Raw genomic sequence first — 24,801 nt, forward strand, 5'->3', positions numbered from 1 at the left:
CGGCTAACGTGTGAGGTTGGGCCGGGGATGCCCGGTTCACCGACATCCCCGCAATGACGTCCGTGCCGAATCGAATGCGGTCCGGCGGCGGAGGTAACGACGACAACAAGGAGTCCACAGGTGGCGGTCCTGGACGCGAAGCTGAGCGACATCTACGACGAAGTGTTGCGCCGCAACCCCGGGGAAACCGAGTTCCACCAGGCCGTGCGCGAGGTACTCGACAGCCTCGCCCCCGTCGTCGCCAAGCACCCGCACTACGCCGACGCGGCGGTGATCCGCCGGTTGTGCGAGCCCGAACGTCAGATCATCTTCCGGGTGCCGTGGGTCGACGATTCCGGTGCCGTGCAGATCAATCGCGGCTTCCGGGTGGAGTTCAATTCCGCGCTCGGCCCCTACAAGGGCGGACTGCGTTTCCATCCTTCGGTGTACCTGGGGATCGTGAAATTCCTGGGATTCGAACAGATCTTCAAGAACGCGTTGACCGGCCTGCCCATCGGCGGCGGTAAGGGCGGTTCGGATTTCGACCCGAAGGGCCGCTCCGAGGCCGAGGTGATGCGGTTCTGTCAGGCGTTCATGACCGAGCTTTACCGCCATCTCGGCGAACACACCGACGTCCCGGCTGGTGACACCGGAGTGGGTGGCCGCGAGATCGGCTATCTGTTCGGCCAGTACAAGCGCATCACCAATCGCTACGAATCCGGTGTGCTCACCGGCAAGGGCCTGACCTGGGGTGGTTCGCAGGTGCGCACGGAGGCGACCGGTTACGGCGCGGTCTTCTTCATCAACGAGATCCTCGGCGCGGCGGGCCGCTCCCTGGAAGGCCAGCGGGTGGTGGTGTCGGGCTCGGGCAACGTCGCCATCTACGCGATCGAGAAGATCCACGAGCTCGGCGGCACCGTGGTCGCGTGCTCGGATTCGAGCGGTTACGTCGTCGACGAGCACGGCATCGATCTCGACGTGCTCAAGGAGATCAAGCAGGTCCGGCGAGGCCGGATCGCCGATTACGCCGAGACCCGGTCGGGCACCGCGCGATTCGTGTCGGGCCATTCGCTGTGGGAGGTGCCCTGCGATATCGCACTGCCGTGCGCGACCCAGAACGAACTCGACGGCGTCGCCGCGGGCAAACTCATCGCCAACGGCTGCCGCATCGTCGCCGAGGGCGCCAACATGCCGTGCACGCCCGAAGCCGTGCGGTTGTTCGGCGAGGCGGGGGTGACCTTCGCGCCCGGCAAGGCGGCCAACGCGGGCGGCGTGGCGACCAGCGCGCTGGAGATGCAACAGAACGCGTCGCGCGACTCGTGGAGCTTCGAGCACACCGAGGATCGGCTCGCCGAGATCATGCGCGGCATCCACGACCGTTGCCTGGCCACCGCCGACGAATACGGCGTACCGGGCAACTACGTGGCGGGCGCCAACATCGGCGGCTTCATCCAGGTCGCCGACGCGATGCTGGCCCTCGGCGTCATCTGAGCTCATTTCTGTTCTGCCGCAGCACAACCGAACCGCTTTCAGCGCCTCGTCGGGTCGTGGTATCCCAGCTTCTCGACAACAGGAGCATCGGAGAACCGGAACAGGTCGAGCTCGGACTCCGCTTCCAGTGACCACGACACCCAGGACGGCACGACGAACAGATCACCGGTGGTCAATGCCCGGAGCTGGTCTCCGAGCCGGACGTGACCCGTGCCGTCGAAAACTTGCCAGATGGACGAGCCGACCTCGCGCCGAGCCGCGGTGGTCGTGCCCGCCCGCAAGCGGTGGAATTCGCAGCGGATAGTCGGCAGCACATCGCCGCCGGTGGTCGGGTTCGTGTACTTGATCGCCGCGTGCCCCGGCTCGACGGTCGCCGGATGTCCTTCCTGTTCCAGCAGCAGTTGCTCTCGGAGAGCCCGGTCGGTGTACTCCCAGCGGTACGCGGCGATCGGCGTAGATTCGCGCGAAGCACTCGCCGAGAGCGGAGTAAGACCAGGATGACTCCACAACCGCTCCGATCGCGATACCGGCGGGGTCGATGCGTCGGTGACCACTTCGGACCCGAACTCGAAGAAGCCCAGGTCGAGGTCGTGCGCGAGGGGCACGTCGAGTCCGTCGATCCACGCCATCGGCTGATCGGTCTCGTTGTGGTGTCCGTGAAAGCACCAGCCGGGGGTCATCAGCAGATCGCCGCGGCGCATCGCCACCGGGTCACCGTCGACGACGGTCCACACACCTTCGCCTTCGATCACGAAGCGAAACGCGTTCTGGGCGTGGCGATGTTCCGGTGCGACCTCGCGCGGGCCGAGCCACTGGATCGCGCACCACAGGGTCGGCGTGGCGTACGGGGTGGGGGCGAGGCCGGGGTTCGCCAGGCCGATCGCCCGGCGTTCACCGCCGCGGCCGACGGGGACGAGCTCGCCGGAGCGGCGTGCGATGTCAAGCAGCTCCGACCACTGCCACAGGTGCGCGACCGCGGCGGGTGCAGGGCTTTCCGGCATGAGGTTGCCGGTTTGGGTCCACAGCGGGGCGGTGGAGTTGCGGGCGAAGTCGGCGTAGAGACGGTCGAGTTCCGGGGTGGATTCGGGGTCGGTGATGTTGTTGCTGGTCATGGTGATTCCCTCGGAGAGCGGGGCGGCACGGCGACCGCCGGGCGGAGTTCAGTGCGCGAGTGACGGCGCGGCATCGGCCGCCCCTGGCCTGGTACGGCTGTCGGTGAGAACAGCGCGCCGGGAACGCAGCGCGAAGATCGCCAGCGCGCCCGCGACCAGAGGGAGGCAGAACAGGAAGTAGAGGTTCTTCGGCGCCCAGCCGAGGTCGATGAGGCTACCCGCGATGATGGGCGAGAAAATCGCGCCGACTCGTCCCATGCCGATGACCAGCCCGACCGCGGTCGCCCGCGCCGAGGAGTCGTAGTACATCGGGGCGATCGAGAACATGCCGGCCATCACCGCACTGGTGGTCATGCCCAGCACCACGGCCGCGACCAGGGCGGTGTTCAGCGAACCCATCGACAGCGCGTAGAGCGCGAAGGCCGCCGCGGCGACACCGAACAGCGCGGTGAGCGCGGGACGCACACCGAAGCGCATGGCCAGCGGTCCGAACACCAGGGCCCCGACGATTCCGCCCGCGCTGAAACACACACCGGCCTGCACACCGTCGGCGGCGCTGAACCCGCTGCTGGTGACCAGTTTCGGCGTCCAGGAGTTGGCGAAGTAGAACCCGGCCATCAACACGAAGAAGCTGAACCCGAGCAGCAGGGTGGTGAGCAGGTTCGGACCGGTGGTGATGTCGCGCCAGTGCCCGGTGATGTCGTTCTTGCGCGTCGCCGCCGACGGCAGCTCGGTCAGGACCGGTTGGCGCAGCCTGGCCAGGATGGCGTTGGTGCGTTCCAGCGCGTTGCGGGGACGCCGGTTGATCAGGAACTCGACCGATTCCGGCAGGATCGCCGCGGCGAGTAGCGAGACGCACAGTGTCGTCACCGCGCCGAAGGCGAAGACCGCACGCCAATCGAACTGCGCGAGAAGGACACCGGCGATGATGCCGCCTAGGGTGCCGCCGATCGGTTGACCGGCGGTGTAGACACTGATCGCGGTCGAGCGGTGCCGGGCCGAGGAGTACTCGGCCACCATGACATTCAGGCACGCCTGCAAGGTGCCGACGGCGATGCCGGTGACGATCCGCACCGCGAGCAGCATGGTGAACCCCGTGGCCATCGCCGAGAGCCCCATACCGACCGCGACGATCAGCGCGGCGACAACGATGGTGCGGCGCCGGCCGACGATATCGGCCACCTGGGCGACGATGATCGATCCGGCGGCCATACCGAAAAGCGCCGAACTGAGCAGGATGCCGAGCTGCGACCCGCTCAGCGACCATTCGTCGGAGATGTGTGAGGCGCTGAACGCCAGCGCGAGCACATCGAACCCGTCGAGCATGTTCAGCAGGACGCAGACCGTCACCACCGCGTATTGCAGTGGTTGCATGGGCGCGGATTCGATGCGGGCTTTGATGTCGTGTGCTGCGATTCCCATTGCGTAGCTCACTTACCCGCGAGCCGGGCGTCGAGCTGCGCGCCCGGACGATCGGCGTAGGCGATGGCGGCCTCGGCGGTGACGCCGACCTCGAGCACACCGATCCGGTCGATCTCGAGCCGGATCGTGGTGCCGTCGTCCAGCGCCCCGACCCCGGCGGGCGTTCCGGTGGCGATCACGTCACCGGGGTGCAGGGTCATCACCGAGCTCGCGTAGGAGACCAGTTCGGCGACCGAGAAGATCAGCTCGCCGGTGTTGGTCCGCTGGCGCAGCTCGCCGCCCACCCAGCAGCTCAGCGGCAAGGTGTCGGGGTCGCCGACCTCGTCGGCGGTGACGATCCACGGTCCCAGCGGGGTGAAGGTGTCGAACGACTTGCGGGTCGAGCGGTCCTCGGTGGAGCGGACGCTGATGTCGAGCAGGCAGGTGTAGCCGACGACGTAGTCGAGCGCTTCCGCCACGCTCACGTGCCGGGCGGTGCGACCGATCACGATGGCCAGTTCACCTTCCTGGTCGGTGCGCTTGTCGAGGTAGGGCAGCTCGACGGTCTCCCCCGGCCCGATCACCGAGGTGTTGGCCTTGAGGAACACGCCGTACTCGGCGATCGTCTTCTGCTCGTGCATCTCGAGCTTGTGATCGAGGTAGTTCACGGGCGCGGCGACGATCTTGCCCGGCCGCGACAGCGGCGCGCGCAGTGCGACGGAGCCGAGGGCGTGCCGTGGGCACTGGGAGAGATCCAGTGCGTGAAGGTCGGCGACGACGCCGCCGCGTTCCAGCCACGGCAACCACGGGCCGCCGTAGGGGCCCGCCGAGGTCGGGAGCAGGTCGCTGACGTCGTAGACGTCGGTGTCGGTGGCAATCGCGGCACGGTCGCCGTCGAGAACTGCGAGACGCATGGTCGGAATCGTCTTTCGGTGGAAGGAATCGGGACAGGATCAGGCGACGGCGAGGCGCGCCTGGCGCAGCAGATCGAAGACCGGGCCCCGGTAGAGCCAGTCGGCGTGGCCGTAGAGGTCCTCGGCGCTGAGCGTGGCGAGCAGCTCGTTGCGCACCACACGATGGACACCACCCGCGTGGCAGATGTCGCCGAACATGCGCGCTTTGGTCTGCACCTCGGCGGTGCGCGGAATGCGGGCGTCACTGAATCGGCGCAGCACCGCGGGCCAATCGGTGGCCTCGGCATCACCTCGCACCAGGAACTCGAGGGTCTTGGCGTCCTCGAGTGCCTGGCAGCAGCCCTGAGCCAGGTATTGCAGCATGGGGTGTGCCGCGTCGCCGGTCAGCACGAGCCTGCCCTCGCCCCAGGAGTAGGCGGGCTTCCGGTCGTAGAGCGGCCACCGGCGCTGCTTGCCGATGTGGGTGATCGCGGCGCGCACCAGGGGGTGGCAGCCGGCGAATGCGGCTGCGAGTTCGTCGGTGCCACCGAATTCCTCCTCGCCGCGCACGAAGGAGGGTGACTCGAACACGGCGACCTGATTGAGCACTTCGCCGGCGCGCAGCCGGTACTGGACGAGGTGGCTGCCGGGGCCGACCCAGACGACGACATCGTCGAGTTCGCGGTCCTGCGTCGACACGTCGGCGATCGGGACCGTTCCCCGGTAGGCGACGTAGCCGGACGCGACGAGGTCATCGCCGACGATCTTCTGGCGCAGCACGGAATTGAGGCCGTCGGCGGCGATGGTGGCTTCTGCGGCGAAGCTGCGATCGCCCTCGGCGACGACGAGGGTGCCGTCGCCGGTGTCCTCGACCCGTTCCACCCGGACGCCGGTGCGCAGGTCGGCCCCGGCTTTGCGGCATGCCTCGAGCAGGATCGCGTGCAGGTCCGTGCGGTGGATGACCACGTAGGGCCCGCCGAAACGAGTGCGGAATTCGCCCGTCAGCGGCAGGCGACCGATTTCCTCGGCGGTCATCGCGTCCCGCATGACGATATTGTTCGGGAGCACACCGACCTCGCTCACCCGTTCGAGCAGGCCCCATGAATCCAGGATGCGGGTGGCGTTCGGGCCGAGCTGCAGGCCCGCGCCGATCTCCCCGAACTCGCGGGCTTGTTCCAGTACAACGACCTTTTTCCCGGCTTTGATCAGCCCGAGAGCGGTAGCCAGACCGCCGATGCCGCCGCCGACCACTACGGTGCGCGCGTAATCTGAGTCACAATTCTGCATGGAGGGAAGCTATGTCCATCCGCTTCTCGTAGGGAATACAATTCCGCTATGCGCAACACGCCCCTGCCTGAGCGCCCGCCGAGTGCGGTCGGCTCCCTCGACCGCGGGTTGCGGTTGCTGCAACTGCTGCGCGACTACGGCAGCCTGCGCGTGATGGACGCCGCCACCCACCTCGACATCTCACGGTCGAGCGCACACCGGTTACTGCAGACGCTGACCTACCGCGGTTTCGCCGTGCAGAACGACAACCACGTCTACCTGCCCGGCCCCTCACTGGACGCGGCACCGGCCAGGCTGGCGTGGACCAAGGCGTTTCGCGCGCTGTGTCAGCCGCATCTGGAAGTGCTGTCACGGCGCAGCGGCGAGTCGGCGAACCTGATGATCCGGGTGCGCGACAGCGTGCGGTTCCTCGGCACCGTGCGCGCCCAATCGGTGTACGCGACCAACGACCGCGACGGCGTGGTGATGCCCGCGCACCAGGCTTCCGGCGGCAAGGCGCTGCTGGCCGCCCTGCCCGCCGACGAGGTCGAACGGCTGTACAGCTTCTCCCGCGCGGGCGGCGATCCACTGCTCGATGAGGACGAATACCATTCTCTGACAGCAGATTTGGAGACGACCCGGCGCCGCGGCTTCGCGATCAACTACGAGGGCACCGAACGCGGGGTGGCCGCGGTCGGTGCGGCGATCACCGACCGGGACGGTCAGGCCATCGGCGCGGTGTCGCTGTCGTGCCACGCCGAGCGCTTCGCGCAGTTGGTCGACAGGACGCTGGTCCCGCTCGTACTCGACGCCCGAACCCAGATCGAGAAGGACTTGGCCATCATCGATCTGGGTGCCGGGAGATAAAGCGAGCTTTCAGCCTTGGGGCACGATCACTGCACGGCCTTGTACCTTTCCCCGGCGCAGATGCTCGTAGGCGGTGGGAGCCGCGTCGATCGGGACCGCCGGCGAACGTTCCCGTCAGCGAGGGAGCTGCTGGAGCTCGAATGTGGACGGCGGATACGGTTCCCACAACGCGAGCGATTCACATTCCGGATATTCGCCCACGGTGGCACTCCCATGCAGCCGCTGTCGGCTGACACTCGCGCAGCCGTTTCACCGACCCGAAGGATGACAATGCCCGTCGGCAACACCCCACTCCTACTCCTGCACGGCGTTACGATGTCCGAGCGCGCCTGGACCGAGGTGGTGCCACTACTGGCCCCACATCACGAGATCATCAACCCCACCGCGCTCGGCCACCACGGCGGACCACCCGCGGTACTGCGCCCGGCGCGATGTGCGCATCTCGTGGATAACGTCGAACGCGACCTCGACGCCAGGGGCCTCGACCGAGTCCACATCGCAGGCAACTCCCTCGGCGGCTGGATGGCCATCGAACTGGCACGTCGCGGCCGTGCGGTCACCGTCTGCGCCTTGTCCCCCGCCGGGTTCTGGGACTCGGGCAGTACGACTCATTCCGATTCGACCGCCAAGATCGCGCACGGACTGACACTCGCGAAGCTGGCGCGACCACTGGCACCACTGGCGCTGCGCTCATCGCTGATCCGACGGATCGTACTGCGCGACATCGCGATTCGAGGTGATCGCGCTACCGACGCAGCCGCCCTCGACATCACCCGCGACCTACTCGAATGCACGGTGACCGCGGACCTGCTGAGCACCGACGAACAGATCGCCCCACTCGACCCGGTGCCGTGCCCGATCACCCTGGCCTGGTCCGAACACGATCGGATTCTGCCGGCCACGATCTACGGCCCCGTCGCCCGCCAACGAATACCGGCCGCTTACTACCGGACCCTGCCGGGTGTCGGTCACGTCCCGATGGTCGACGACCCACACCTGGTCGCCGCAACGATCTTGGAGACCACCGGCGCGATCACCGGTCAGGGTATCGATTCAACGAGGTGAGTCGGCCGGTCGATCACCAGCGCCATTGTTGCGTGATTTGGTAAGGACCATCAATCCGTCGTGCTGGCGTGCGCCGCGATAATCCGCCAGCCATGCAGATCATCGTGCAACCAGGAACGCGTGTACCGCATCCTGGCTCCGAAGGGCTCGCCGTTGACGGTCCCCTCGACGGTCCCGAGAAACCAGGTCACCCCGGCACGTCCGTCGGTGAGTACGCTCAGTTCTTCCTCGACCATGGCCGTCATCACCTGCGTCCGGGTGCGGTGAAGCTCCAGGTCATCCGCTTTGGTGTAGACGTCAGCGCCGAAGGTGAAGATCAACCGGTCATCCAGCAGACGATCCAGCGCCTGCACATCCCCAGCAAGCTGGGCGGCCTGCAACCGCCGCTCAGCGTCGCGCAAGTTCTCCATGCGCCTCACTCTGCCAGCCGATGTCGCACTCACGCCACGATGTTCGCGTTCGGCTGAGCCTGCCAGGTGATGCCGGCCGAGGCGCGAAGGATGGTTGTGGACACATATTTCGTGGAACGCGACAACCCGACCCGTGGACTGTCCTAGCGCGGCACCAAGCAGAACGTCTTACCGTCGACCTCGAAGTAGTAGGAGAATTTGCCACCGGTTGCGATGCCGCCCATGGCAGGGCACTCGGTACCTCTGCTTCCAGCCAGAATCGACGTAACCGTCGAATTGGCAGCAGAGTCCGCGCAATCCACCCGCGTAGGGCGCATCGGTATCTGGTTGCGGCCAGGCATTTCCCTGAAGCAGTCCCCGACCTTGGTCGCACCGAGGGCAGGCTCCTTGTCGTCGGAGTTGCTTCCACAACCGGAAACGACCACGAGGGCAAGCGCTAACGCCCCATATGAACGCTGAAACTGCGTCTTGCGATACATCGCGACGTCCTCGGCCCCTGGTCCACTGTTCTGCCACCACAGTGAACCGCGAAAGGTCCGAAGCCACATCAGTTTTGACGAATATCGGCGGTCAGCTCGGCGATCTGCCGACGCAGTGTCGCAACCTGCTCCGCGGCCCGTGGCAGACCCGAGGTGGCAACGGTCCGGTCAGTACAACTGCCCGAGACACGGGTTCGCAGGCCGAAATTCACCCTGCCGAGGACTCCTGCCGCCGTCAGCCACGAGTTCGGCGTTCGGGCAGCACCTCCCGCGCGATGCGTTCGAACTCGTCGAGCTGTGAACGGACCGGCCAGTCCAGGACGAAGTCCGTCACCCCCACCGCACCGAAACGGTCGAAGATCTCCTCGTAGCTGTGCCGACCCCAGCGCGGATCCCACGGCCCGAAAATCGTGTACGACCTGCGGATCGTTGCTGGATCCCGACCGGCGGCTTCGGCGAGGTGGTCGATTCTGCGGGTCTGCTCCGCCGTAGCCCGCAAAGCCTGGATGTCGGAGGCGCCGGGCGGGCCATGGGTGTTCCAGACGTCCGCGGTCGCCGCCGCCACCCGGAGCACCGTGGGTGATTGACCTCCCACGGTGAGCGGCAACCTGGGTGACTGCCACGAACCAGGGGCTGTGGGAACGTCTTTCACCCAGAGGTCGTCTCCGGTGTAGCTGAACGTCTCCTCGCGGGCTTCCAGCAGGCCGTCGACTATCGCCACATAGTCGGTGAATCGCCGCATCCGCTCCCTCGGCGGCCAAGGCTGCTCGCCCACACTGTGGTGGTCCCACGCGAACAGCCCAGCGCCGACGCCCAGTTCGAATCGGCCGTGGGAGGCGTGGTCGATCGTGATGGCTTGGCGGGCCAGTAGCGACGGTGGGCGCAGGATCTGGTTCGCGACGAGCATGCCGAGGCGGATACGCCCGGTGCTCACCGCCGCGGCGGCCAGCACCGACCAGCTGTCGAACCACCGCCCGCGTCGATCCCGCAGATCGCCGCTGTGGTCCGGCAGGAAGACCTGATCGAATCCCAGTTCCTCGAGCCAGCGGATCCTGTCGAGCAGAACGGGAAAGGTCTCGTCCGGATACAGCATCACGCCGAATCGGGACTCGTGCTGGGACACTGTCACTGGGCGGTCCACCCACCGTCCATCACCAGCACCGAGCCGGTGAAGAATCCCGCCTCGTCCGTCGCGAGGTAGGCGACCGACGAGGCCGCTTCCTCGGCGGTGGCGATTCGGCCCAGTGGATGTAGCGACCGGAACAACGCGGCAGTGTCCTCATCCGCTCCGACCGACGACCGGTACATCGGCGTATCCACCGACGCGAACGCCACCGCGTTGATCCGGATGTTCTGCGTGGCGTATTCGAGAGCCGCGGCCTTCGTCAGCCCGATCACGCCGTGCTTGCCGGCAACATATGCGCTGATACCCGCGCCGAATCCCACGACGCCCAGCTGTGAGGCGTTGTTGATGATGACGCCGCCACCCCGCCGCTGCATGGCGATGATCTCGTGACGCATCGACAGGAAGGTACTGGTCAGCACGGTGTTGACGTCGGCAGTCCAGGTGCTGGGGTTCTGTTCGGCGACAAGTCCCATCGAGCCGAGTGACCCCGCGTTGTTGAACGCGATGTCGAGCCCGCCGAACTGGTCTACCGCAGTGGCGACGGCGTTTTCGACATCGCTGTCCACTGTGACATCGGTAGCGACGCCGACGGCCTTGCCACCGACCTCGGCGATCTCGGCGGAAACTCGGTCCAGCTGGTCGATTCGCCGAGCCGCCAGCACGACACTGGCTCCGCGCGCCGCGAGGATCTTCGCCGCGGCCTCACCGATACCTGAATTGGCTCCGGTCACCAGAGCGACCTTGCCGTTGAGATTGCCTACGGTCACCGCTTCCCTTTCTGTATCGGGCGTTCGACCGGAACGCCGAGCAGCGATCCATACTCGGCCCACGATCCGTCGTAGTTCTTGATGTCGTCGTGGCCGAGTAATTCCCGGAGCACGAACCAGGTGTGGGCTGATCGAGCACCGACCCAGCAGTAGGTGATCACGCCGGGCTCGACGTCGAGCCCGGCGAACTGCGCGGCCAGTTCGCCGTCGGATTTGAACGTGTCGTCAGGATTCACGACCGCGTCCCACGGCAGGTTGATCGCTCCCGGAATGTGCCCCGCCCGTTGGGCGACCTCGTGCGGACTGTTACCTGGCGCGAAGGCGGGTCCGGCGAAAGCGGGCGCGAACAGCAAGCCGCTGTACTCGTCCGGGGTTCGGACGTCGACGATGCTCGCCGCACCGATCGCGGCGAGCACGTCGTCGCGTCCGGCACGCACCGACGGGTCCGGCGTCGGCACGTGATAGACCGCTGGGTGCGGTACGGGGGTGTCGGTGGACAGCGGACGCTTCTCCAGCTCCCACTTCCGGCGACCGCCATCGAGGAGTTTCACCGATCGGTGTCCGTAGTGCGTGAGATACCAATAGGCCAGTGCCGCCAGCAGATTGGAAGCCACGGAATAGAGGACGACGGTGTCGTCGTTGCTGACCCCTTTCGCGGACAGCAGTTCAGCGAATTTGCGCGGTCCGATCAGGCCGAGCGTCAGATCGTCCTGGAACTCCGACCAACCGATCCACGCCGCGCCCGGTACGTGGCCGCGCAGATAGTCCGCCTGTTCGTTGCCGGTTTCGATGAACACCACGCCGGGTATTCCGAGATTCTCCTCGGCCCAGGTGCCGCTCACCAGCGCGGTCGCGCGTCCCCCGGCGTTCGATGATTCGCTCATGCCACAGCCACTTTCGAGTCGTCGGCGCCGGTGGCCACGCGATCGCGATACCACGCCACCCCACTCAGGGCGATTCCCGCGACGGTGACGGTCGCCGCGACCAGATACACCGATCGCAGGCCACTGCTGTCGATGACCCGTCCGCCCAGCCAGCCCGCGAAGGCCGCCGCGAGTTGGTAGGCCGACGCGTTAACCGCCATGGCCAGTGTCGGCGCCGCCGCCGCGGTGCTCAGCACCCGCGCCTGCATTCCGGGGATCACCGAGAAGCCCAGTGCGCCGAGCACGAACACCATCACCGCGATGAGCACGACGGTGGCGCTGACCAGCCACATAACAGCGAGTGCTGCGGCCAACAGAGTCAGCAACCCGATCTGCGATGGCATCAGGGCCCGGTCCGACAGACGACCGCCGATGAGATTGCCTACGGTCGCGCCGACACCGTAGACCAGCAGCCAGCCGGCAACCGAGCCACTGGTGAAGCCGCTCACGTCGGTCAGCAGCGGCGAGAAGTAGGTGAACACCATCAGCACTCCCGCATTGGCGATCGCGGTGATCGCGATCGCCAATTGCACATCACGACTGCGGAATACCCGCATCTCGGCCACCGCGGACCCGCCAGCATTCGCCACCGCGGGGACCAGCCGGATCACCAGCAGTAATCCGAGCGCGCACACCGCGGCGACCGCCGCGAAGGTGGCACGCCATCCGTACTGGGAACCGATGAACGTGCCGAGTGGCGCGCCCAGGATCATCGCCACGTTCATGCCGAAGACCAGCTTCGACACTGTCGAGGCCTGCTTACCTTCCGGTGCTGTCGACACCGCGGTGACGATCGCGTTGGCGAAGAAGGTCGATGTCACCAGCGCGGTGACGACCCGGGCCGCGAACAGGGCCTCGTACGCGGGCGCGAGCGCCGATGCGATATTGCCGAGGACTGCGACCGCGAGCAGCGTCACCATCAGGGGCTTGCGGGGAAACCTTGTGGTCAGGGCGGTCAGCGTCGGCCCACCGATGATCATTCCGATGGCGTATGCCGTGACAAGGAGTCCCGCGGCCGGGATGGACACACCGAGATCGGTGGCGACATCGGGCAGGATCCCCGCGATGACGAACTCGCCGGTGGTGATGCCGAAGACGCACAATACAAGTGATGCGAGACTCAACCGCATGGTTCTCTTCTCTGTCCGAGCGGGAATTGGTCGATGTGCGAGGACCCGGCGCTATGGCATCGGCGCAGGACCTGCGTAGCTGTACCCGTAGGTGGTACCGAGCGAAATGATGTGGTCGAGATCGGGACCGACTTCCTCGGTCGGTGTCCGGGTCGCCTGCGCCGGCGGCATCTCGGCCGCGAGGAACAGGTCGAACTGGGGCTTGTTGCCCAGGTCCGGCGTCGAGTGAATGGTGAGGAAGCTGACCTCGTCCGAGATCGCGACGAATCCGTGCGGGACCATCCGCGGGATGACCACCGTCGTCCCGGCCTCGGCGAGCTGCTCCTGGCCGTCACAGACCATGCGGAGCACCCCGTCGAGTACAAGGAACACCTCGTCCTCGATGTGGTGATAGTGCAACGGGGTGTTGTATCCGCGCTTGCCGGTGTGCTGCACCACTGTGAAGGAGTCCCGGGTGGTCTTGCCCGGGACGCGGATACGCGCGAGTCCATCGAGCAGGAAAACCGCGGTCTGCTCGGCCTCCGGGATCAGCATCCCTTTGTCATCGATCTCGATATCCAGGTCGGTCATGTCACTCCTCGAGGAATTCGGCGAGGAACGACTCGGTTCCCCCTGGGCCGGCCAAGGTCTGCCACATCGCGACCGGGTCGTTGAAGTTGTTGATGAACGCTTCGGCGATCCGTTTGTCCTCGGCGGCCTTCGCGAACAACGCTGTGGTGTGCGCCGGTGCGGGCCCGAGAAACGCGGCACTCCACTCGACAACGTTGCGGGCATGCGCCCAGAGCTGCTCCGAGGCGGCCCGGCAGAACGTCTCGTCATACGGGCCCGCCTGCGCCACGAGCAGGTCGGCGAGCGCGAATGCTGTGTGCGAACCGAGATTCGCGCCCTGCGCGGTCAGTGGGTCGTTGGTGATCCACGCGTCGCCGATCGCGATGGCACACTTGCCGTTCGGCAGGGATGCCCAGCCGTGGCGGACCATCGGCGTAACGCTGCCCTGCGCCAGCTCGCCGGGTCCGATGAGCGCGAAATCCCGGGCATCGACACGTTCTCGCAGTCCGGGCGCGAATTCGCTGAGCAGAGCGAGGACGTCACGGTAGAAACGCACGGGTTCGACCGCGGGATCGACCCGGGAGATCGGCTCGAGCGGCCCGCCGGGAACAGCTTCGAACGCCAGCACATCAGCCCTGCCCTGTGGTGTCAGAAACGGGATACGGAAGATCTCCCCGATACCGGGAAGCAGGCACAGGTCAAGCGATTGTGGTGTGTCCTCGCTGATTCCGCGGTACAGACCGCTGCAGAGGATCCGCTGGGGAGCATCGAACACCGAGCGCGACGCGTCACGTGGGAACAACTCCCGCATCGAGCGATCGCCATTGGCCACCACCACCAGGTCGTGTCGCTCGGCCACTTCGGTGATCGGTCGCGCTCCGACGACGACCTTTCCGCCACGCTCGGCGAAGATGGCGCACAGGTGTGGCAGGTAGAGCCGGAAGTCCACGACGCTCGACGGTGGGCGCAGCTCCCCGTGAAATGCCAGCGTGCGATCACCTGCGCCGACTATGACATCCCAGCGGCGCACCTGGGCGTCCGTGATGTCCCAGTCGAAGACTCCGAGCTGCCGCTCTCGTTGCTGGGTGGGGCCGAATCGGGCGGGGAAGTTGCGCGGTCGCCCGGTTGCGAGCTGGTCGAGCTCCTGTGCGGAGTAGACCACGACCTCGATTCCGAGCTGCTGGAGCCGCAGGGCGAGCTGCAGCCCCGAAATGCCTGTTCCGACAATGCCGATGGTGGTCATACGGTGATCTCTCCGATCTGCGCGGGAGCACGCAGTTCACGTGCCAACCAGGCCACCGACTCGAGCGTGAACGCCGCTGCCTCGGGCGAAGCCATGGCTGAAACCGGGATCAGCATCGGGTATTCGAGACCCGCCTCGACCAGGTCGCCGATTCGGTCGAGCACAGTCTGTCTGCTCCCGACGAGCACCTGATCTGCCACGACCTGGTCTGGGATCACGGCCATTGCCTCCTGTACGTCCTTGCGCGTCAGGGCGTGCGGCAACAGGTCCTTGAGCCCCCGGTAGTCAGCGCCGAAGGGATGCTCGGCACCGTGCGCGGCCCACGCCTCGGCTCCGGCGTGTAGCGCGAGAAACCGGATGGGGGTGCAGTCCAGCAGCGCATGGGCCTGCTCATCGGTTTCAGCGACCACGATCGGCACCCCGCCGGAGGCGACAATCGCCATCGGATCCCGGCCCGCGATCTCGGCCGCCTGCCGAACGACCCGCAATCGCCGCGCGTACTCGTCCGGCACCATGAGTTCCGCCGGCAGCCACCCATCCGCGTATCTACCGGTCAAGGCGAGCATCCGGCTACGACTGCCGCCAACCCACAACCGTGGTTCCCGGCCTTCCGGCGCTCGCAGACCCATCAATGCCTGATCCAGACTGAAGTGCTTGCCTCGGAAATCGTGCGGTCCCGTCCCGCCCAACAGCATTCGAAGGATCTGCAGTGCCTCCTCCACTCGGTCGACTCTGCGATCGTGCGGTAGCCCGTAGGGTTGAAGGTTCTCCAATGCGCCCGCCCCGATGCCGAGCACCGGCGGCCGCTCGGTGAACTGCGCCAGCGTCAATGCTGTCTGCGCCAGAATCGCCGGGTGCCGTCGGTTCGGGTCGGTGACGCCGACGACAAGCTGGACCGGCCCCGCGTGTGGTGCGAAGTTGCCTAGCACCGTGGCGAAGTCGAGGCATCGGTCCGGTGTCGCCGCCTCCGCCGCCAGGTAGGTGAAGTCTGTATCCCATGCCTGGCTGGGGAAGGCATTGATCAAGTGGTCGAAAACCAGGAAGGCATCGAGGCCGTGCGTGCGAGCCAGGTCCAGCAAGCCACGCCCGCCGTCGACGGATCCGACGGCGTCCCACACCAATCCGACGTTCACTGTCACTACGCACTCCTCGTCGACTGGGCGGATTCGATGAACGCCGCGGTGCGCTCGGGCCTGCTGATGCTGTGCCACATCGCTGGTGGATCATCCAGATTCGCGATGAACGCGTCCGCGACCCGCTGGTCACCGGACGCGGCCGCGAGAAGTGACATGACCTGTGGTGCGGGAGCACCGAGAAACATGTTCGTCCAGTCGACGACTGGTTGCGCCGTCGCCCACAACTGTTCGGACAGCGTCATGCAGAACTGCGCGTCGTAGCCACCCCGGTGCGATTCCAGTGCTCGCGCGACCTGAAAAGCTTGCGCCGAACCGAGATTGGCGCCCTGCGCGGTGAGCGGGTCATTGACGATCCACGCGTCTCCGATCGCCAGGGCATGTCTGCCGTCGCCCATCTCGGCCCACCCACGGCGGACCGTTGGCACCAACGAGCCGTGCATGGCGTCGTTCGGCCTGGCCAGACCGAACTCCTTGTCGTCTACGCGCTCACGTAGTGACGGCGCATAGGTGGTGACGAGGTCGAGCACTCCTTTGGCGAACAGCTCGGGATCGTCGCGGTGCTCCGGTCCGATCACGGTCTGGAACGCCCCACCGGGCACGGCCTCGATCAACACAGCTGTTACTCGGCCGTCGAAGGAATGAAAGGTCGGCGCGTGGATCTCACCGACTCCCGGGACCATGTTCATGGTCATTCCAGGCGGTTCCGGCGGCGCGATGCCGTGAAACAGTCCGCCCGCGAGAACTCGCGGCGCTGTCCGAAAGGGAGAACGCGCGGGATCACGGGGAAACACGTCCCGCAGCTCACCGCGCCCCGCCGCGACGATCAGCAGGTCGTGGTGCGCGGCAAGGTCCGCGAGGTCCCGGCTGTCCGCCGGACGACGCTGCACGACAGTCCCGCCGCGCCCGATCACCGCTTCGAGCAGGCCGGCCAGATATATCCGGAAGTCGACCGAGCTGGCTGGTCGCGGCAACGCGCCCCGAAGGGCGAGCGATTCCTCCCCTTCGATTCGCATGTGCATCCATGGGTTGTCGAATTCGCTCGACAGCCATTCGGTGATGCCGAGCGAATTCTCACGTTCCCTGGTGGATCCGAATCGGGTAACAAAGTTCAGCGGCGGACCGCTTCGGATCTCATCCGGATCCTGGCGCGAATACAGGGTCGATTCGATTCCGAGTTGTTGCAGCCTGAGCGTGAGATGCAGACCTGATATGCCCGCCCCGACAATTCCGATAGACGTACCCATATCAAATCACTTCGACACGTTGCAGGTGCCGATTCGTCGGCCCGCTGAACGCGTTTCGTCCGTGCACGAGCGAGAAGTTGTCGGCGATGAGGATGTCGCCTTTGTACCAGGTGTGGTCGTAGCAGTATTCACGACGGTGCAGACGCTCGGACAGCTCCTTCACGAAGAGATCCTGCGCGTCCTTCTCGATACCGTTCACGGTGACGGAGACCGGGTTCCGATACACGTTCGGATCGAGCGGTTCAGCGAAACGAAGCACCGGAAGTCCAGTCGCCGGGTGCCTCGAGACAAGCTGCTCGGTGACCTCACCCCCATAATGGGCCAGTTTTTCCGTCGAGTACGTGAGGCTGATCCTCGACCATAGTTCTCGAGTCGCATCGTCGACGTCGCGATACACGGCCGTGGTGTCGCAGAATACCGTTTCACCACCGGCGTCCGGAGTCGCATCAAGGCACTGGAAGAAGAACCACCGTGGGTCGGATTCCACGAAGGCTCCGTCCCAATGGAACGGCACATCACCGCTCGCGAAGAGATAGTTCTTCGGGTCGTCCTGAACCACCAGGTCAACGACTTCGCCGACCTCCCATTCGAGCACTTCGCCCCATCGCCGACAATAGTCGGCGAATTCCTGCGTTCCGAGCGACGAGAAGCCGCGCAATACCAGCACACGGGACTCGACAGTCCATCGAGCCAAGGTCTCGACCGGAATATCAGATATCGCCGCATCACCGGATGCCTCCAGCACACGACCGAACGGTCGCAGAGGGTTGTGTGAGACCGTCATGCCGAAAGTTCCTCCTTTGAATCCGCGGTGATCTTCGGCGCGACGAAATGGCTCGGGCGGTTGTGTCGCGAAACCATCGTTGCCCCGAGTTCCTCTGCCTTCCAACGCTTTACGAGTCGGCGATGCACTCCATCATCGAGCACGACGCCATGCCACGGGGTGAGCCAGCTATCGCTGGTTCCCACCAGATGCAGCCCGAACTTCTCCGAATGCGGCGGCTGCGGATGAATCGATAATCGGACCGCATCGGGGAAGTGTTCCGACACCACACGGCTCCACGCATTGCTGCGCCGAATGGTCTGATACGCACTTGCTTTCGATTGGTTGCGAATCTTCGTTTTCGACACGTCACCATCACGCGCGCCCATGGCATCCTCGAACATGAACCGGTGAATGCCATCGAAGAGCGCACGCGTAGCGGCGTCCGTCCGAATATTGTTCTTCAATTCTTCGAGCGAATCCGAGTAGTCGGACTCGAGCACGTCTCGCAGCTTCGGATAGTCTCGTTCGCCGAAAGCATCATCCAATCCGAACATATCAAGGGACATCCAGCCGGCGGTGGCGATCAGCTTCTCTATATCATCGCGGTATTCGGCCACCAGAACGTCGGATACACCGACCACGTCACCGAATACATGCCCGTCCGAACAAATAGTGATACGGGCGCCGGGTGAATAGAAGTGTTCTACGTAGTCGCACAGCGACTGCAAGAATCCGAGCGCGATACTTTCCCCGAGGTCAGGCGACGGGCCGAGCACCTTGCTTCGATTCGGCGACTTCGCCGGAAAAGCTGGTATCACGAAGTGAATGGACTCGTTGCGACGGACGAAGTAATCGATCTTCGCTGTGCGCTTCTCATAGGCTTCGCCGATGCGATCCAACGTTGTTGGCACCCCCTCGCCCGACTGATGGACACGCTGATATCGGTGTAAGAATTCCAGAACTTTGCGGGAAATGCCGGTCTCCACAGACATGGCAACAGCCACTCTCCAAACTCAAAATCCACCCCCAGTACACCGGGAGATACCCACTGATTCTCGGTCCCCGTTGACCCGACTCGAACCGCTTGCGGCACAGCCTGCGATCGATCCGGCGGTCGGTCGGCATCTCACGATGTCCGGCCTTCCGTATCAACAGCCTGCCAGGCGGGCACACCGACCAGCAATGGCGCAACGATTAGAATCGGTGTAATTTGATAATGTGTCGATTATTGATCAATCCGAGCTCCGCCTGGCCAGCATCGACGATCCGACCGCTCATCAGCTGCGACTGCTGCTGACCCTCGCCGAGGAACTCCACTTCGGTCGCGCCGCACGTCGGCAGTACCTGACCCAACCGGCCCTCAGCCAGCAGATCCGCTCCCTCGAGGAACGCCTCGGCGTCGCGCTGTTCCATCGTTCCAGCCGCCGGGTCGAACTGACCGCCGCGGGGCGCGCGGTGCTGCCCGCGGCCCGGAGCGTGGTAGACGCCGCCGATGAGCTGCGCAATGTCGCACGGCGCATGGCGTCTGGATCCGAACGTCTTCGACTCGGGGTGTGCGAGAGCTTCACCGCGTTGGATTCCACCCGCCGCATCATCGCGGCGCTCACCGAACTCCACCCCGATCTCGGTCCGGACATTCGGGTACTTGATCGATTCAGCGATCAACTCCTGGCCTTGCAATCGGGCGAGATCGACGCGGCCTTCGCCCATTTTCCGGTGCCGAACGACATGTACTGCCAACCACTCGCTGTCGAACCACGTCTGGCGTGTATCGCAAGCTCCGATCCACTGACCGAGCGCTCGTCGCTGAGCCTGACCGATCTCGCCGACCATCGGGTGATCAGCCTGGTATCACCGACATTCCGAGCAGGCCACGACTTCTGGTCGGTGAATCCACGCCCGGACGGCTCCCAGGTCCGCTATGCCGCGCACGCGGGCACGAGCTTCGAGTCGCTGCTGTCCACCGTCTCGCTCGGTGGCACGGTCGCCTTCGTTCCAGCAGTCGCCGCCGCGCTCTACCCCCGGCCCGACCTGCGCTACCTCACCGTCGTAGACCTCACCGATTGCACATTCGGCATCGCCTGGCACCCGGGAAACCCGGTTCCGGCGAAGTTGGCCGTCCTGAAAGAGGTCGTCAACGACTATCGGCAGGGTAACGGCGCTCGACCGGACGCACCCGAGCAGCCGAAGATGGCCGTGGAAGCCACGTAACATATTGAGGGACAAGGCTTTTGAATGGGGGGATTCATGTCACAGGAGCAGCAGCCGGCCTGGGCGAGGCTGCCGCTGGCACAGCGCTTCGCGAGCGCGCTGATCGATCTCGACGGAGTCGTCTATCGCGGCACGGTGCCCGTGGACGGCGCCGTGGACGCCCTGGCCGCGGCACGCTCGGCCGGGCTCAGAACGTTGTTCCTGACCAACAACGCCTCCCGCACCCCGACCGAGGTCGCCGCGCTGGTCACCGAACTCGGCCTGCCCACGGCCGAGCGAGAGGTCGTGACGTCCGCCCACGCCGCGGCGGCGTTGGCAGCTCGGCGGATTCCCGGGGCACGAGCACTGATGGTGGGCGGCGTAGCTATGAAGACGGCGCTGTGGGAACACGGCCTGACGCCGGTCCACAAAGCCGACGACAACCCCGATCTCGTCGTTCAGGGCTTCGCACCCGACGTCGATTGGCGCCAACTGGCCGAGGCGGCGTACGCGGTCGGGCGAGGCGTTCCGTGGATCGTCACCAACAGCGATATCGCGGTTCCCCGTGAAGGCGGAATCGCGCCCGGCAACGGCGCGTTGGCCGAAGCGGTCCGGTTGGCCACCGGGGCAACTCCTGATTTCGCGGGCAAGCCCTACGAGCCGATCTACCAGGAAGCCTTGTCGCGCACCAGCGGTCCCCACCTGGTGATCGGCGACTCTCTGGATACCGACATCGCCGGCGGTAATCGAATGGGGCTGCCCAGCCTGCTCGTCCTGACGGGAATCACGTCATTAGGTGACCTGCTGGTCGCTCCACCCCCGCAACGCCCGACCTACCTCGGCCTGGACCTGCAGGAGCTATTCCACACCAGAGAACCCGTCGCCCACGACGGGTCTCGATGGATCTGCGCCGGGTGGACGGTATCGGCATCGAATCACGACCTGACTCTGCGACCACCAGGCAGTACCATGCCGACCCGAACGCAGCTCCTGGACGCCGCACGCACACTCTGCCATGCCGCCTGGGCCCGACCGGACCTGGAGACGAGCCAGGCGCTGGCCACTTGGCATTACTGGTCCCGCCTCCATTGAATGCAGGCCTGCCATACGCCATGGGGAGGCATGGCGCGATAGCAGGCGGGCCATATAAACATACATTCCGTCGTGTATCTTATGACCCTTGATACGCAAGGTGGCTGCTGTGGAGTAGACCGGCTCGACGGACTGCGATGCGGACTCCGGTCGAGATCGGCGCCCGCACCTACACGAATTCGACCAGCAGCTGACCTGCCGATACAGCGCACTCCGAGTCCGAACCACGCCTGGGTGACAAGAAGTACTGACTGGAGACCCGAGACCGATGCCAGACGAGCGCACTTCTTCCGCCTTCGCACGCGCCGCTACGTCGCTCGCTGACCGCAAAGGTTGGGAGATTCGTCGCTCCGAACCAGCACCCGAGACGCACTGCGAGCGAGAGGATCCCGCCCTACACGCGGCCGGGCTCATCCGCGAGTTGTGGCGGGTCAGCGAGGACGAGGTCTTCGGGCTCGGACCGCACGCCGTGCCGCGTGGCGCCTTTCGGCTGCTGTGCCTGGGTACGCGGTCGGCGCCCGATCTCGGATCGGCACTCGAGCGATTCGCCGACCACGCGGCACTTTTCGCCGGATTGCCACGATTCGCGCTGACCGTCGCGGCCGATGAGGCTCGCTGGTCTGCCGACATCGAGCACCTCGACGACCGCGAGCATCTCGTTGCCGATGCCACGCTCGTCTTCACCTACCGAATACTGTGCTGGCTCACCGGAACCACGCTCCCTCTGCGGCACGTGGAATTCTGCTATCCCGAGCCTGCTCATGTCGACGAATACACCCAAATCTTCGCTGCGCCTCTTGCTTTCGACTGCGCTCAGACGGCACTCACCTTCGATTCGAGTGTGCTCACGGCACCGATCGCGAAGTGCGAATCCGCCCTGCTCGACCTGCTCCACCGAGCCCCGGTCGATTTACTTGTGCCAGACCACCCCAGCACACCCATCGCCGACCGGGTCCGCCAGATTATCGCAACCGACCTGAGCAGAAAAGGTCCGAGCGCCGACGAAATAGCGGGCATTCTGCGGATGAGCGAACCGACCCTTCGTCGCAAATTGCGGGCTGAGCAGACGACGATCTCCGATATTCGGGACGATATGCTGCACGCCGCGGCGATAGCAGGTCTGGTCCACGGCGACGAGACTGTAGCGGAATTGTCGAGCCGCCTGGGATTTTCCGAGCCCAGCGCGTTCAACCGCGCCTTCCGTCGCTGGACCGGCTGCTCACCGCGCTCATATCCAGCCGAATCGGCCACGATATCCGGATACTCGAAAAGTTGATCGCTGAGGTCACCCATAACGATCGGTGACGTCATGGCGCAGCCCCTCCGCCACCTCTACCGTTCTGCGTTGTCGGCGCTCCGCGTCCGGCTTCTTCGAATGGCAGGGAGTACTGGATGGGCATCCGTAAACCGCTGATCGGTTTCGGAGTCTTCGCAATTGTGTCGATTCTTGTCACCATCACTGTCTGGAATACGCTGTCGCGCACTGTAGCCGGCGATACGGACACCTACTCCGGGCTGTTCAGCGATGTCTTGGGCTTGCACGAGGGTGACGATGTCCGTATCGCCGGCGTCCGCGTCGGCAAAGTCGTGAAGATCGAACTGGAACATCGCCCCGAGGCGAAGAAATATGATGCCAAGGTGACGTTCGTCCTGCAGCGCACGCAAACGCTGCACGCGAATACCAAAGCCATGGTGCGATACCAGAATCTGATCGGCCAGCGGTATATGGCGCTGGCACCCGGCACTGACGGCGACACCACTCCCCTGCGCCCCGGAGCGACTATCCCGATCAGTCACACCGAACCTTCGTTCGATATTTCAGCACTGTTGAACGGATTTCAGCCACTGTTCGAAGTGCTGTCCCCCGAGAAGGTCAACAGCCTGTCGCATTCCCTGGTTCAGGCATTACAAGGCGACGGCGTGTCACTGAGCGCCTTCATCATTCAGGCCGCGACGCTGGCGAGCGATTTCCAACGGCGCGATGCCATCCTGTCCGACGTGATAACCAACCTGTCCGGTGTCATGTCCAGTTTGGCCAAGCGCGGAGATGAGCTGGAAACGCTCGTCACGCAAACCCGGACGCTGATCGGCGGCCTGTCCGCCCAAGGCCAGTCCCTGCAAACCGCCACGACGCAGATAGCCGATTCAACGGCAAATCTGGTATCCATGATGGCGCAGATCCAGCCACAGCTGGCGGCCACACAATCCTCGACCACTGAGGCTCTCGCACTACTACTCAGCAATGGGGCCAAACTGGATCAGGCGGCAACCGACCTGCCCAGTCTGCTGGCCGGATTAGGCAGGATAAGCTCAGAAGGCACGCACGCCAACGGCTACCTGTGCGGTCTGGATATATCGCTCTACGGTGTGCTGTTCCCCCGCGGTGTGTTCAGTCAGATCGGCGGCAGTTCCCTCTCCGAGGTCTGCCGATAGCACTCCGGATCACACTGTGGCGGAGCCGATGTCGCGTCCCGAGGTGGGCAATCCGTCCCAGCACAGCGCGACGACGGCCTCCACCGCCTCGTTCTTGGAGATCGGCCGGCCGGCGTCGAGCCAGTGACGGGCAGTGAGGTGGGCGGCACCGACCAGACTCCACGCGTGGGCGTCGGCCTGCAATTCCTCGACCCCGCTCGCGCGCAACTCGGCGCTCACCAGGATTGCGCATTCACGCATCGCGTTGCGCACCCGCCATTGCACGCACGGTTCGCTGGGCACTGAGGATTCGAAGACAAGGATGTATCCGCCCGCGTCGTCCTCGACGAAGTCGAAATAGACCAGGACCGCACGGCGAACCTTGTCCCGAGACTCGCCACCCGCAGTGGTGGCTGCGCGCAGTCCGGCTACCATCCGGTCCAGATAGTGCTGCAACACAGCAAGATACAGGTCGAGCTTGCTGGTGAAATCCCCGTAGAGCACCGGCTTGCTCATCCCCGCCACCATGCAGATCTCGTCCATCGTCGCACCGTGGTAGCCGTGCGCGACGAACACTTCCTGCGCTGCGGCCAGCGCAGCCTGCCGACGGCGGACCCGTGCCGCGGGCCCTCGCGGATTGTCAGGCGAGGAAGTGTCCGAGCCGGGTATGCCCAGCGGAGCGCAACGCGGCGCCCAGTGTTCTGGCCCGCTCATGCTCCGTCGACCGGCGTGAGACCGGTTCGATGGCGGCGGGCGAGATCCTGGTAGGCGACCGGATTCGCGTTGACCCAGAACTCGGCGGTCGTGCCCGCGATCGGACCCTTCACCTTCGCGGGGCTGCCGGTGACGAGCACCTCCTCGGGGATCACCGTCCCCGCGGTCACCAGCGATCCCGCTGCCACCAAGGATCGCGCACCGACAACGGCGGCGTCGAGCACGATGGCGCCGTTGGCGATCAGTGCCTGGGCGCCGATCGTGGCGCCGTGGATCACGCACAAGTGCGCGATCGTGGCGCCCGCGCCGATCTCACACACCGCGGCCGGGGTGCTGTGCAGCACCGAACCGTCCTGCACATTCGCGCCGGCGCGCACGATCACCGGACCGAAGTCGCCACGCAATACCGCGCCGTACCAGACCGAAGCGCCGGATTCCACCGTCACGTCGCCGACGAGCGTCGCGGTCGGCGCGATGAACGCATCCTCGGCCACGACCGGGGTCTTGCCCTCGAACGAATACAGCGGCACGCAAATTCCTTTCTCA

General features: G+C 65.3%; 25 protein-coding genes. 7 read left to right on the plus strand and 18 right to left on the minus strand.

Features of this window, described 5'->3' with window-relative positions:
- The first annotated feature begins 120 nt into the window (after positions 1 to 120).
- Positions 121 to 1,470, plus strand: a complete 1,350-nt coding sequence (gene gdhA / locus ACQHI0_RS13050; RefSeq protein WP_427908195.1) for an NADP-specific glutamate dehydrogenase — start codon at positions 121 to 123, stop codon at positions 1,468 to 1,470.
- A gap of 38 nt (positions 1,471 to 1,508) precedes the next feature.
- Here gdhA and ACQHI0_RS13055 read toward each other — a convergent pair whose 3' ends face one another.
- The 4 genes from ACQHI0_RS13055 to ACQHI0_RS13070 are packed head-to-tail and all read right to left on the minus strand — an operon-like array spanning position 1,509 to position 6,163.
- Positions 1,509 to 2,582, minus strand: coding sequence for a cupin domain-containing protein (locus ACQHI0_RS13055; RefSeq protein ID WP_427908196.1), 1,074 nt, complete (start codon positions 2,580 to 2,582; stop codon positions 1,509 to 1,511).
- A 48-nt stretch (positions 2,583 to 2,630) separates the two neighbouring features.
- Complete coding sequence (locus ACQHI0_RS13060) at positions 2,631 to 4,004, minus strand: MFS transporter (RefSeq protein WP_427908197.1); 1,374 nt, start codon at positions 4,002 to 4,004, stop codon at positions 2,631 to 2,633.
- A gap of 8 nt (positions 4,005 to 4,012) precedes the next feature.
- A complete protein-coding gene (locus tag ACQHI0_RS13065; RefSeq protein ID WP_427908198.1) occupies positions 4,013 to 4,897 on the minus strand; it encodes a fumarylacetoacetate hydrolase family protein in 885 nt (294 codons plus the stop codon).
- 39 nt (positions 4,898 to 4,936) lie between these two features.
- Positions 4,937 to 6,163, minus strand: coding sequence for an FAD-dependent monooxygenase (locus ACQHI0_RS13070; RefSeq protein ID WP_427908199.1), 1,227 nt, complete (start codon positions 6,161 to 6,163; stop codon positions 4,937 to 4,939).
- Between the two features lie 48 nt (positions 6,164 to 6,211).
- Here ACQHI0_RS13070 and ACQHI0_RS13075 point away from each other — a divergent pair, with 48 nt between their 5' ends.
- Together ACQHI0_RS13075 and ACQHI0_RS13080 are read left to right on the plus strand one after the other, a co-directional pair.
- The gene (locus ACQHI0_RS13075; RefSeq protein ID WP_427908200.1) at positions 6,212 to 7,009 is read left to right on the plus strand and encodes an IclR family transcriptional regulator; all 798 of its coding nucleotides are present in this window, start codon (positions 6,212 to 6,214) and stop codon (positions 7,007 to 7,009) included.
- 270 nt (positions 7,010 to 7,279) lie between these two features.
- Entirely contained in the window at positions 7,280 to 8,074 is a 795-nt protein-coding gene (locus ACQHI0_RS13080) for an alpha/beta fold hydrolase (protein ID WP_427908201.1), read from the plus strand.
- A gap of 50 nt (positions 8,075 to 8,124) precedes the next feature.
- Here ACQHI0_RS13080 and ACQHI0_RS13085 read toward each other — a convergent pair whose 3' ends face one another.
- From ACQHI0_RS13085 to ACQHI0_RS13140, 12 genes are all read right to left on the minus strand, one after another.
- Positions 8,125 to 8,484 (minus strand): nuclear transport factor 2 family protein, encoded by a 360-nt coding sequence (locus ACQHI0_RS13085; protein WP_427908202.1) that lies wholly within the window; start codon positions 8,482 to 8,484, stop codon positions 8,125 to 8,127.
- A gap of 143 nt (positions 8,485 to 8,627) precedes the next feature.
- Complete coding sequence (locus ACQHI0_RS13090) at positions 8,628 to 8,963, minus strand: LppU/SCO3897 family protein (RefSeq protein WP_427908203.1); 336 nt, start codon at positions 8,961 to 8,963, stop codon at positions 8,628 to 8,630.
- Positions 8,964 to 9,198: 235 nt separating this feature from the next.
- Positions 9,199 to 10,092, minus strand: coding sequence for an LLM class flavin-dependent oxidoreductase (locus ACQHI0_RS13095; RefSeq protein WP_427908204.1), 894 nt, complete (start codon positions 10,090 to 10,092; stop codon positions 9,199 to 9,201).
- Positions 10,089 to 10,856, minus strand: a complete 768-nt coding sequence (locus ACQHI0_RS13100) for an SDR family oxidoreductase (protein WP_427908205.1) — start codon at positions 10,854 to 10,856, stop codon at positions 10,089 to 10,091. Before ACQHI0_RS13100 ends, ACQHI0_RS13095 begins: the two co-directional genes overlap by 4 nt.
- Positions 10,853 to 11,740 carry a sulfurtransferase gene (locus ACQHI0_RS13105; RefSeq protein ID WP_427908206.1) on the minus strand — a complete coding sequence of 296 codons (888 nt, stop codon included), beginning with the start codon at positions 11,738 to 11,740 and terminating at the stop codon, positions 10,853 to 10,855. Before ACQHI0_RS13105 ends, ACQHI0_RS13100 begins: the two co-directional genes overlap by 4 nt.
- The gene (locus ACQHI0_RS13110) at positions 11,737 to 12,909 is read right to left on the minus strand and encodes an MFS transporter (RefSeq protein WP_427908207.1); all 1,173 of its coding nucleotides are present in this window, start codon (positions 12,907 to 12,909) and stop codon (positions 11,737 to 11,739) included. Before ACQHI0_RS13110 ends, ACQHI0_RS13105 begins: the two co-directional genes overlap by 4 nt.
- 51 nt (positions 12,910 to 12,960) lie before the next feature.
- Entirely contained in the window at positions 12,961 to 13,479 is a 519-nt protein-coding gene (locus ACQHI0_RS13115; RefSeq protein WP_427908208.1) for a cupin domain-containing protein, read from the minus strand.
- 1 nt (position 13,480) lies between these two features.
- Positions 13,481 to 14,701, minus strand: a complete 1,221-nt coding sequence (locus ACQHI0_RS13120) for a styrene monooxygenase/indole monooxygenase family protein (protein ID WP_427908209.1) — start codon at positions 14,699 to 14,701, stop codon at positions 13,481 to 13,483.
- Positions 14,698 to 15,840, minus strand: coding sequence for an LLM class flavin-dependent oxidoreductase (locus tag ACQHI0_RS13125; protein ID WP_427908210.1), 1,143 nt, complete (start codon positions 15,838 to 15,840; stop codon positions 14,698 to 14,700). Before ACQHI0_RS13125 ends, ACQHI0_RS13120 begins: the two co-directional genes overlap by 4 nt.
- On the minus strand, positions 15,840 to 17,081 hold the full coding sequence (locus tag ACQHI0_RS13130; RefSeq protein WP_427908211.1) for a styrene monooxygenase/indole monooxygenase family protein: 1,242 nt from the start codon (positions 17,079 to 17,081) through the stop codon (positions 15,840 to 15,842). The genes ACQHI0_RS13125 and ACQHI0_RS13130 overlap by 1 nt, the downstream gene beginning before the upstream one ends.
- 1 nt (position 17,082) lies before the next feature.
- Positions 17,083 to 17,865, minus strand: a complete 783-nt coding sequence (locus tag ACQHI0_RS13135) for a TauD/TfdA dioxygenase family protein (RefSeq protein WP_427908212.1) — start codon at positions 17,863 to 17,865, stop codon at positions 17,083 to 17,085.
- Positions 17,862 to 18,851 (minus strand): L-tyrosine/L-tryptophan isonitrile synthase family protein, encoded by a 990-nt coding sequence (locus tag ACQHI0_RS13140; RefSeq protein ID WP_427908213.1) that lies wholly within the window; start codon positions 18,849 to 18,851, stop codon positions 17,862 to 17,864. The genes ACQHI0_RS13135 and ACQHI0_RS13140 overlap by 4 nt, the downstream gene beginning before the upstream one ends.
- Before the next feature lie 214 nt (positions 18,852 to 19,065).
- Between ACQHI0_RS13140 and ACQHI0_RS13145 the strand changes: the two genes are divergently transcribed.
- The 4 genes from ACQHI0_RS13145 to ACQHI0_RS13160 all read left to right on the plus strand — a co-directional run bounded on the left by ACQHI0_RS13145 (position 19,066) and on the right by ACQHI0_RS13160 (position 23,562).
- Positions 19,066 to 20,058: a LysR family transcriptional regulator gene (locus ACQHI0_RS13145; protein ID WP_427908214.1), complete on the plus strand. Its 993-nt coding sequence runs from the start codon at positions 19,066 to 19,068 to the stop codon at positions 20,056 to 20,058.
- A 36-nt stretch (positions 20,059 to 20,094) separates the two neighbouring features.
- Complete coding sequence (locus ACQHI0_RS13150) at positions 20,095 to 21,129, plus strand: HAD-IIA family hydrolase (RefSeq protein WP_427908215.1); 1,035 nt, start codon at positions 20,095 to 20,097, stop codon at positions 21,127 to 21,129.
- Positions 21,130 to 21,397: 268 nt separating this feature from the next.
- Entirely contained in the window at positions 21,398 to 22,405 is a 1,008-nt protein-coding gene (locus ACQHI0_RS13155) for an AraC family transcriptional regulator ligand-binding domain-containing protein (protein WP_427908216.1), read from the plus strand.
- 116 nt (positions 22,406 to 22,521) lie between these two features.
- A complete protein-coding gene (locus tag ACQHI0_RS13160; protein ID WP_427908217.1) occupies positions 22,522 to 23,562 on the plus strand; it encodes an MCE family protein in 1,041 nt (346 codons plus the stop codon).
- A 9-nt stretch (positions 23,563 to 23,571) separates the two neighbouring features.
- Here the strand turns inward: ACQHI0_RS13160 and ACQHI0_RS13165 are convergent, their stop codons facing one another.
- Both ACQHI0_RS13165 and ACQHI0_RS13170 read right to left on the minus strand, forming a co-directional pair.
- Complete coding sequence (locus tag ACQHI0_RS13165; RefSeq protein ID WP_427908218.1) at positions 23,572 to 24,255, minus strand: TetR/AcrR family transcriptional regulator; 684 nt, start codon at positions 24,253 to 24,255, stop codon at positions 23,572 to 23,574.
- Entirely contained in the window at positions 24,252 to 24,785 is a 534-nt protein-coding gene (locus tag ACQHI0_RS13170) for a gamma carbonic anhydrase family protein (protein ID WP_427908219.1), read from the minus strand. Before ACQHI0_RS13170 ends, ACQHI0_RS13165 begins: the two co-directional genes overlap by 4 nt.
- Between the last annotated feature and the right edge of the window lie 16 nt (positions 24,786 to 24,801).

The sequence above is a fragment of the Nocardia sp. FBN12 genome, assembly GCF_050320175.1.
Classification (GTDB): domain Bacteria; phylum Actinomycetota; class Actinomycetes; order Mycobacteriales; family Mycobacteriaceae; genus Nocardia.

Excerpts from the sequence above, each read along its gene's own strand:
- ACQHI0_RS13055 (WP_427908196.1), bottom strand. The coding sequence starts at position 2,582 with ATGACCAGCAACAACATCACCGACCCCGAATCCACCCCGGAACTCGAC.
- ACQHI0_RS13060 (WP_427908197.1), bottom strand. The coding sequence starts at position 4,004 with ATGGGAATCGCAGCACACGACATCAAAGCCCGCATCGAATCCGCGCCC.
- ACQHI0_RS13065 (WP_427908198.1), bottom strand. The coding sequence starts at position 4,897 with ATGCGTCTCGCAGTTCTCGACGGCGACCGTGCCGCGATTGCCACCGAC.
- ACQHI0_RS13070 (WP_427908199.1), bottom strand. The coding sequence starts at position 6,163 with ATGCAGAATTGTGACTCAGATTACGCGCGCACCGTAGTGGTCGGCGGC.
- ACQHI0_RS13075 (WP_427908200.1), top strand. The coding sequence starts at position 6,212 with ATGCGCAACACGCCCCTGCCTGAGCGCCCGCCGAGTGCGGTCGGCTCC.
- ACQHI0_RS13080 (WP_427908201.1), top strand. The coding sequence starts at position 7,280 with ATGCCCGTCGGCAACACCCCACTCCTACTCCTGCACGGCGTTACGATG.
- ACQHI0_RS13085 (WP_427908202.1), bottom strand. The coding sequence starts at position 8,484 with ATGGAGAACTTGCGCGACGCTGAGCGGCGGTTGCAGGCCGCCCAGCTT.
- ACQHI0_RS13090 (WP_427908203.1), bottom strand. The coding sequence starts at position 8,963 with ATGTATCGCAAGACGCAGTTTCAGCGTTCATATGGGGCGTTAGCGCTT.
- ACQHI0_RS13105 (WP_427908206.1), bottom strand. The coding sequence starts at position 11,740 with ATGAGCGAATCATCGAACGCCGGGGGACGCGCGACCGCGCTGGTGAGC.
- ACQHI0_RS13110 (WP_427908207.1), bottom strand. The coding sequence starts at position 12,909 with ATGCGGTTGAGTCTCGCATCACTTGTATTGTGCGTCTTCGGCATCACC.
- ACQHI0_RS13115 (WP_427908208.1), bottom strand. The coding sequence starts at position 13,479 with ATGACCGACCTGGATATCGAGATCGATGACAAAGGGATGCTGATCCCG.
- ACQHI0_RS13120 (WP_427908209.1), bottom strand. The coding sequence starts at position 14,701 with ATGACCACCATCGGCATTGTCGGAACAGGCATTTCGGGGCTGCAGCTC.
- ACQHI0_RS13130 (WP_427908211.1), bottom strand. The coding sequence starts at position 17,081 with ATGGGTACGTCTATCGGAATTGTCGGGGCGGGCATATCAGGTCTGCAT.
- ACQHI0_RS13135 (WP_427908212.1), bottom strand. The coding sequence starts at position 17,865 with ATGACGGTCTCACACAACCCTCTGCGACCGTTCGGTCGTGTGCTGGAG.
- ACQHI0_RS13150 (WP_427908215.1), top strand. The coding sequence starts at position 20,095 with ATGTCACAGGAGCAGCAGCCGGCCTGGGCGAGGCTGCCGCTGGCACAG.
- ACQHI0_RS13155 (WP_427908216.1), top strand. The coding sequence starts at position 21,398 with ATGCCAGACGAGCGCACTTCTTCCGCCTTCGCACGCGCCGCTACGTCG.
- ACQHI0_RS13160 (WP_427908217.1), top strand. The coding sequence starts at position 22,522 with ATGGGCATCCGTAAACCGCTGATCGGTTTCGGAGTCTTCGCAATTGTG.
- ACQHI0_RS13165 (WP_427908218.1), bottom strand. The coding sequence starts at position 24,255 with ATGAGCGGGCCAGAACACTGGGCGCCGCGTTGCGCTCCGCTGGGCATA.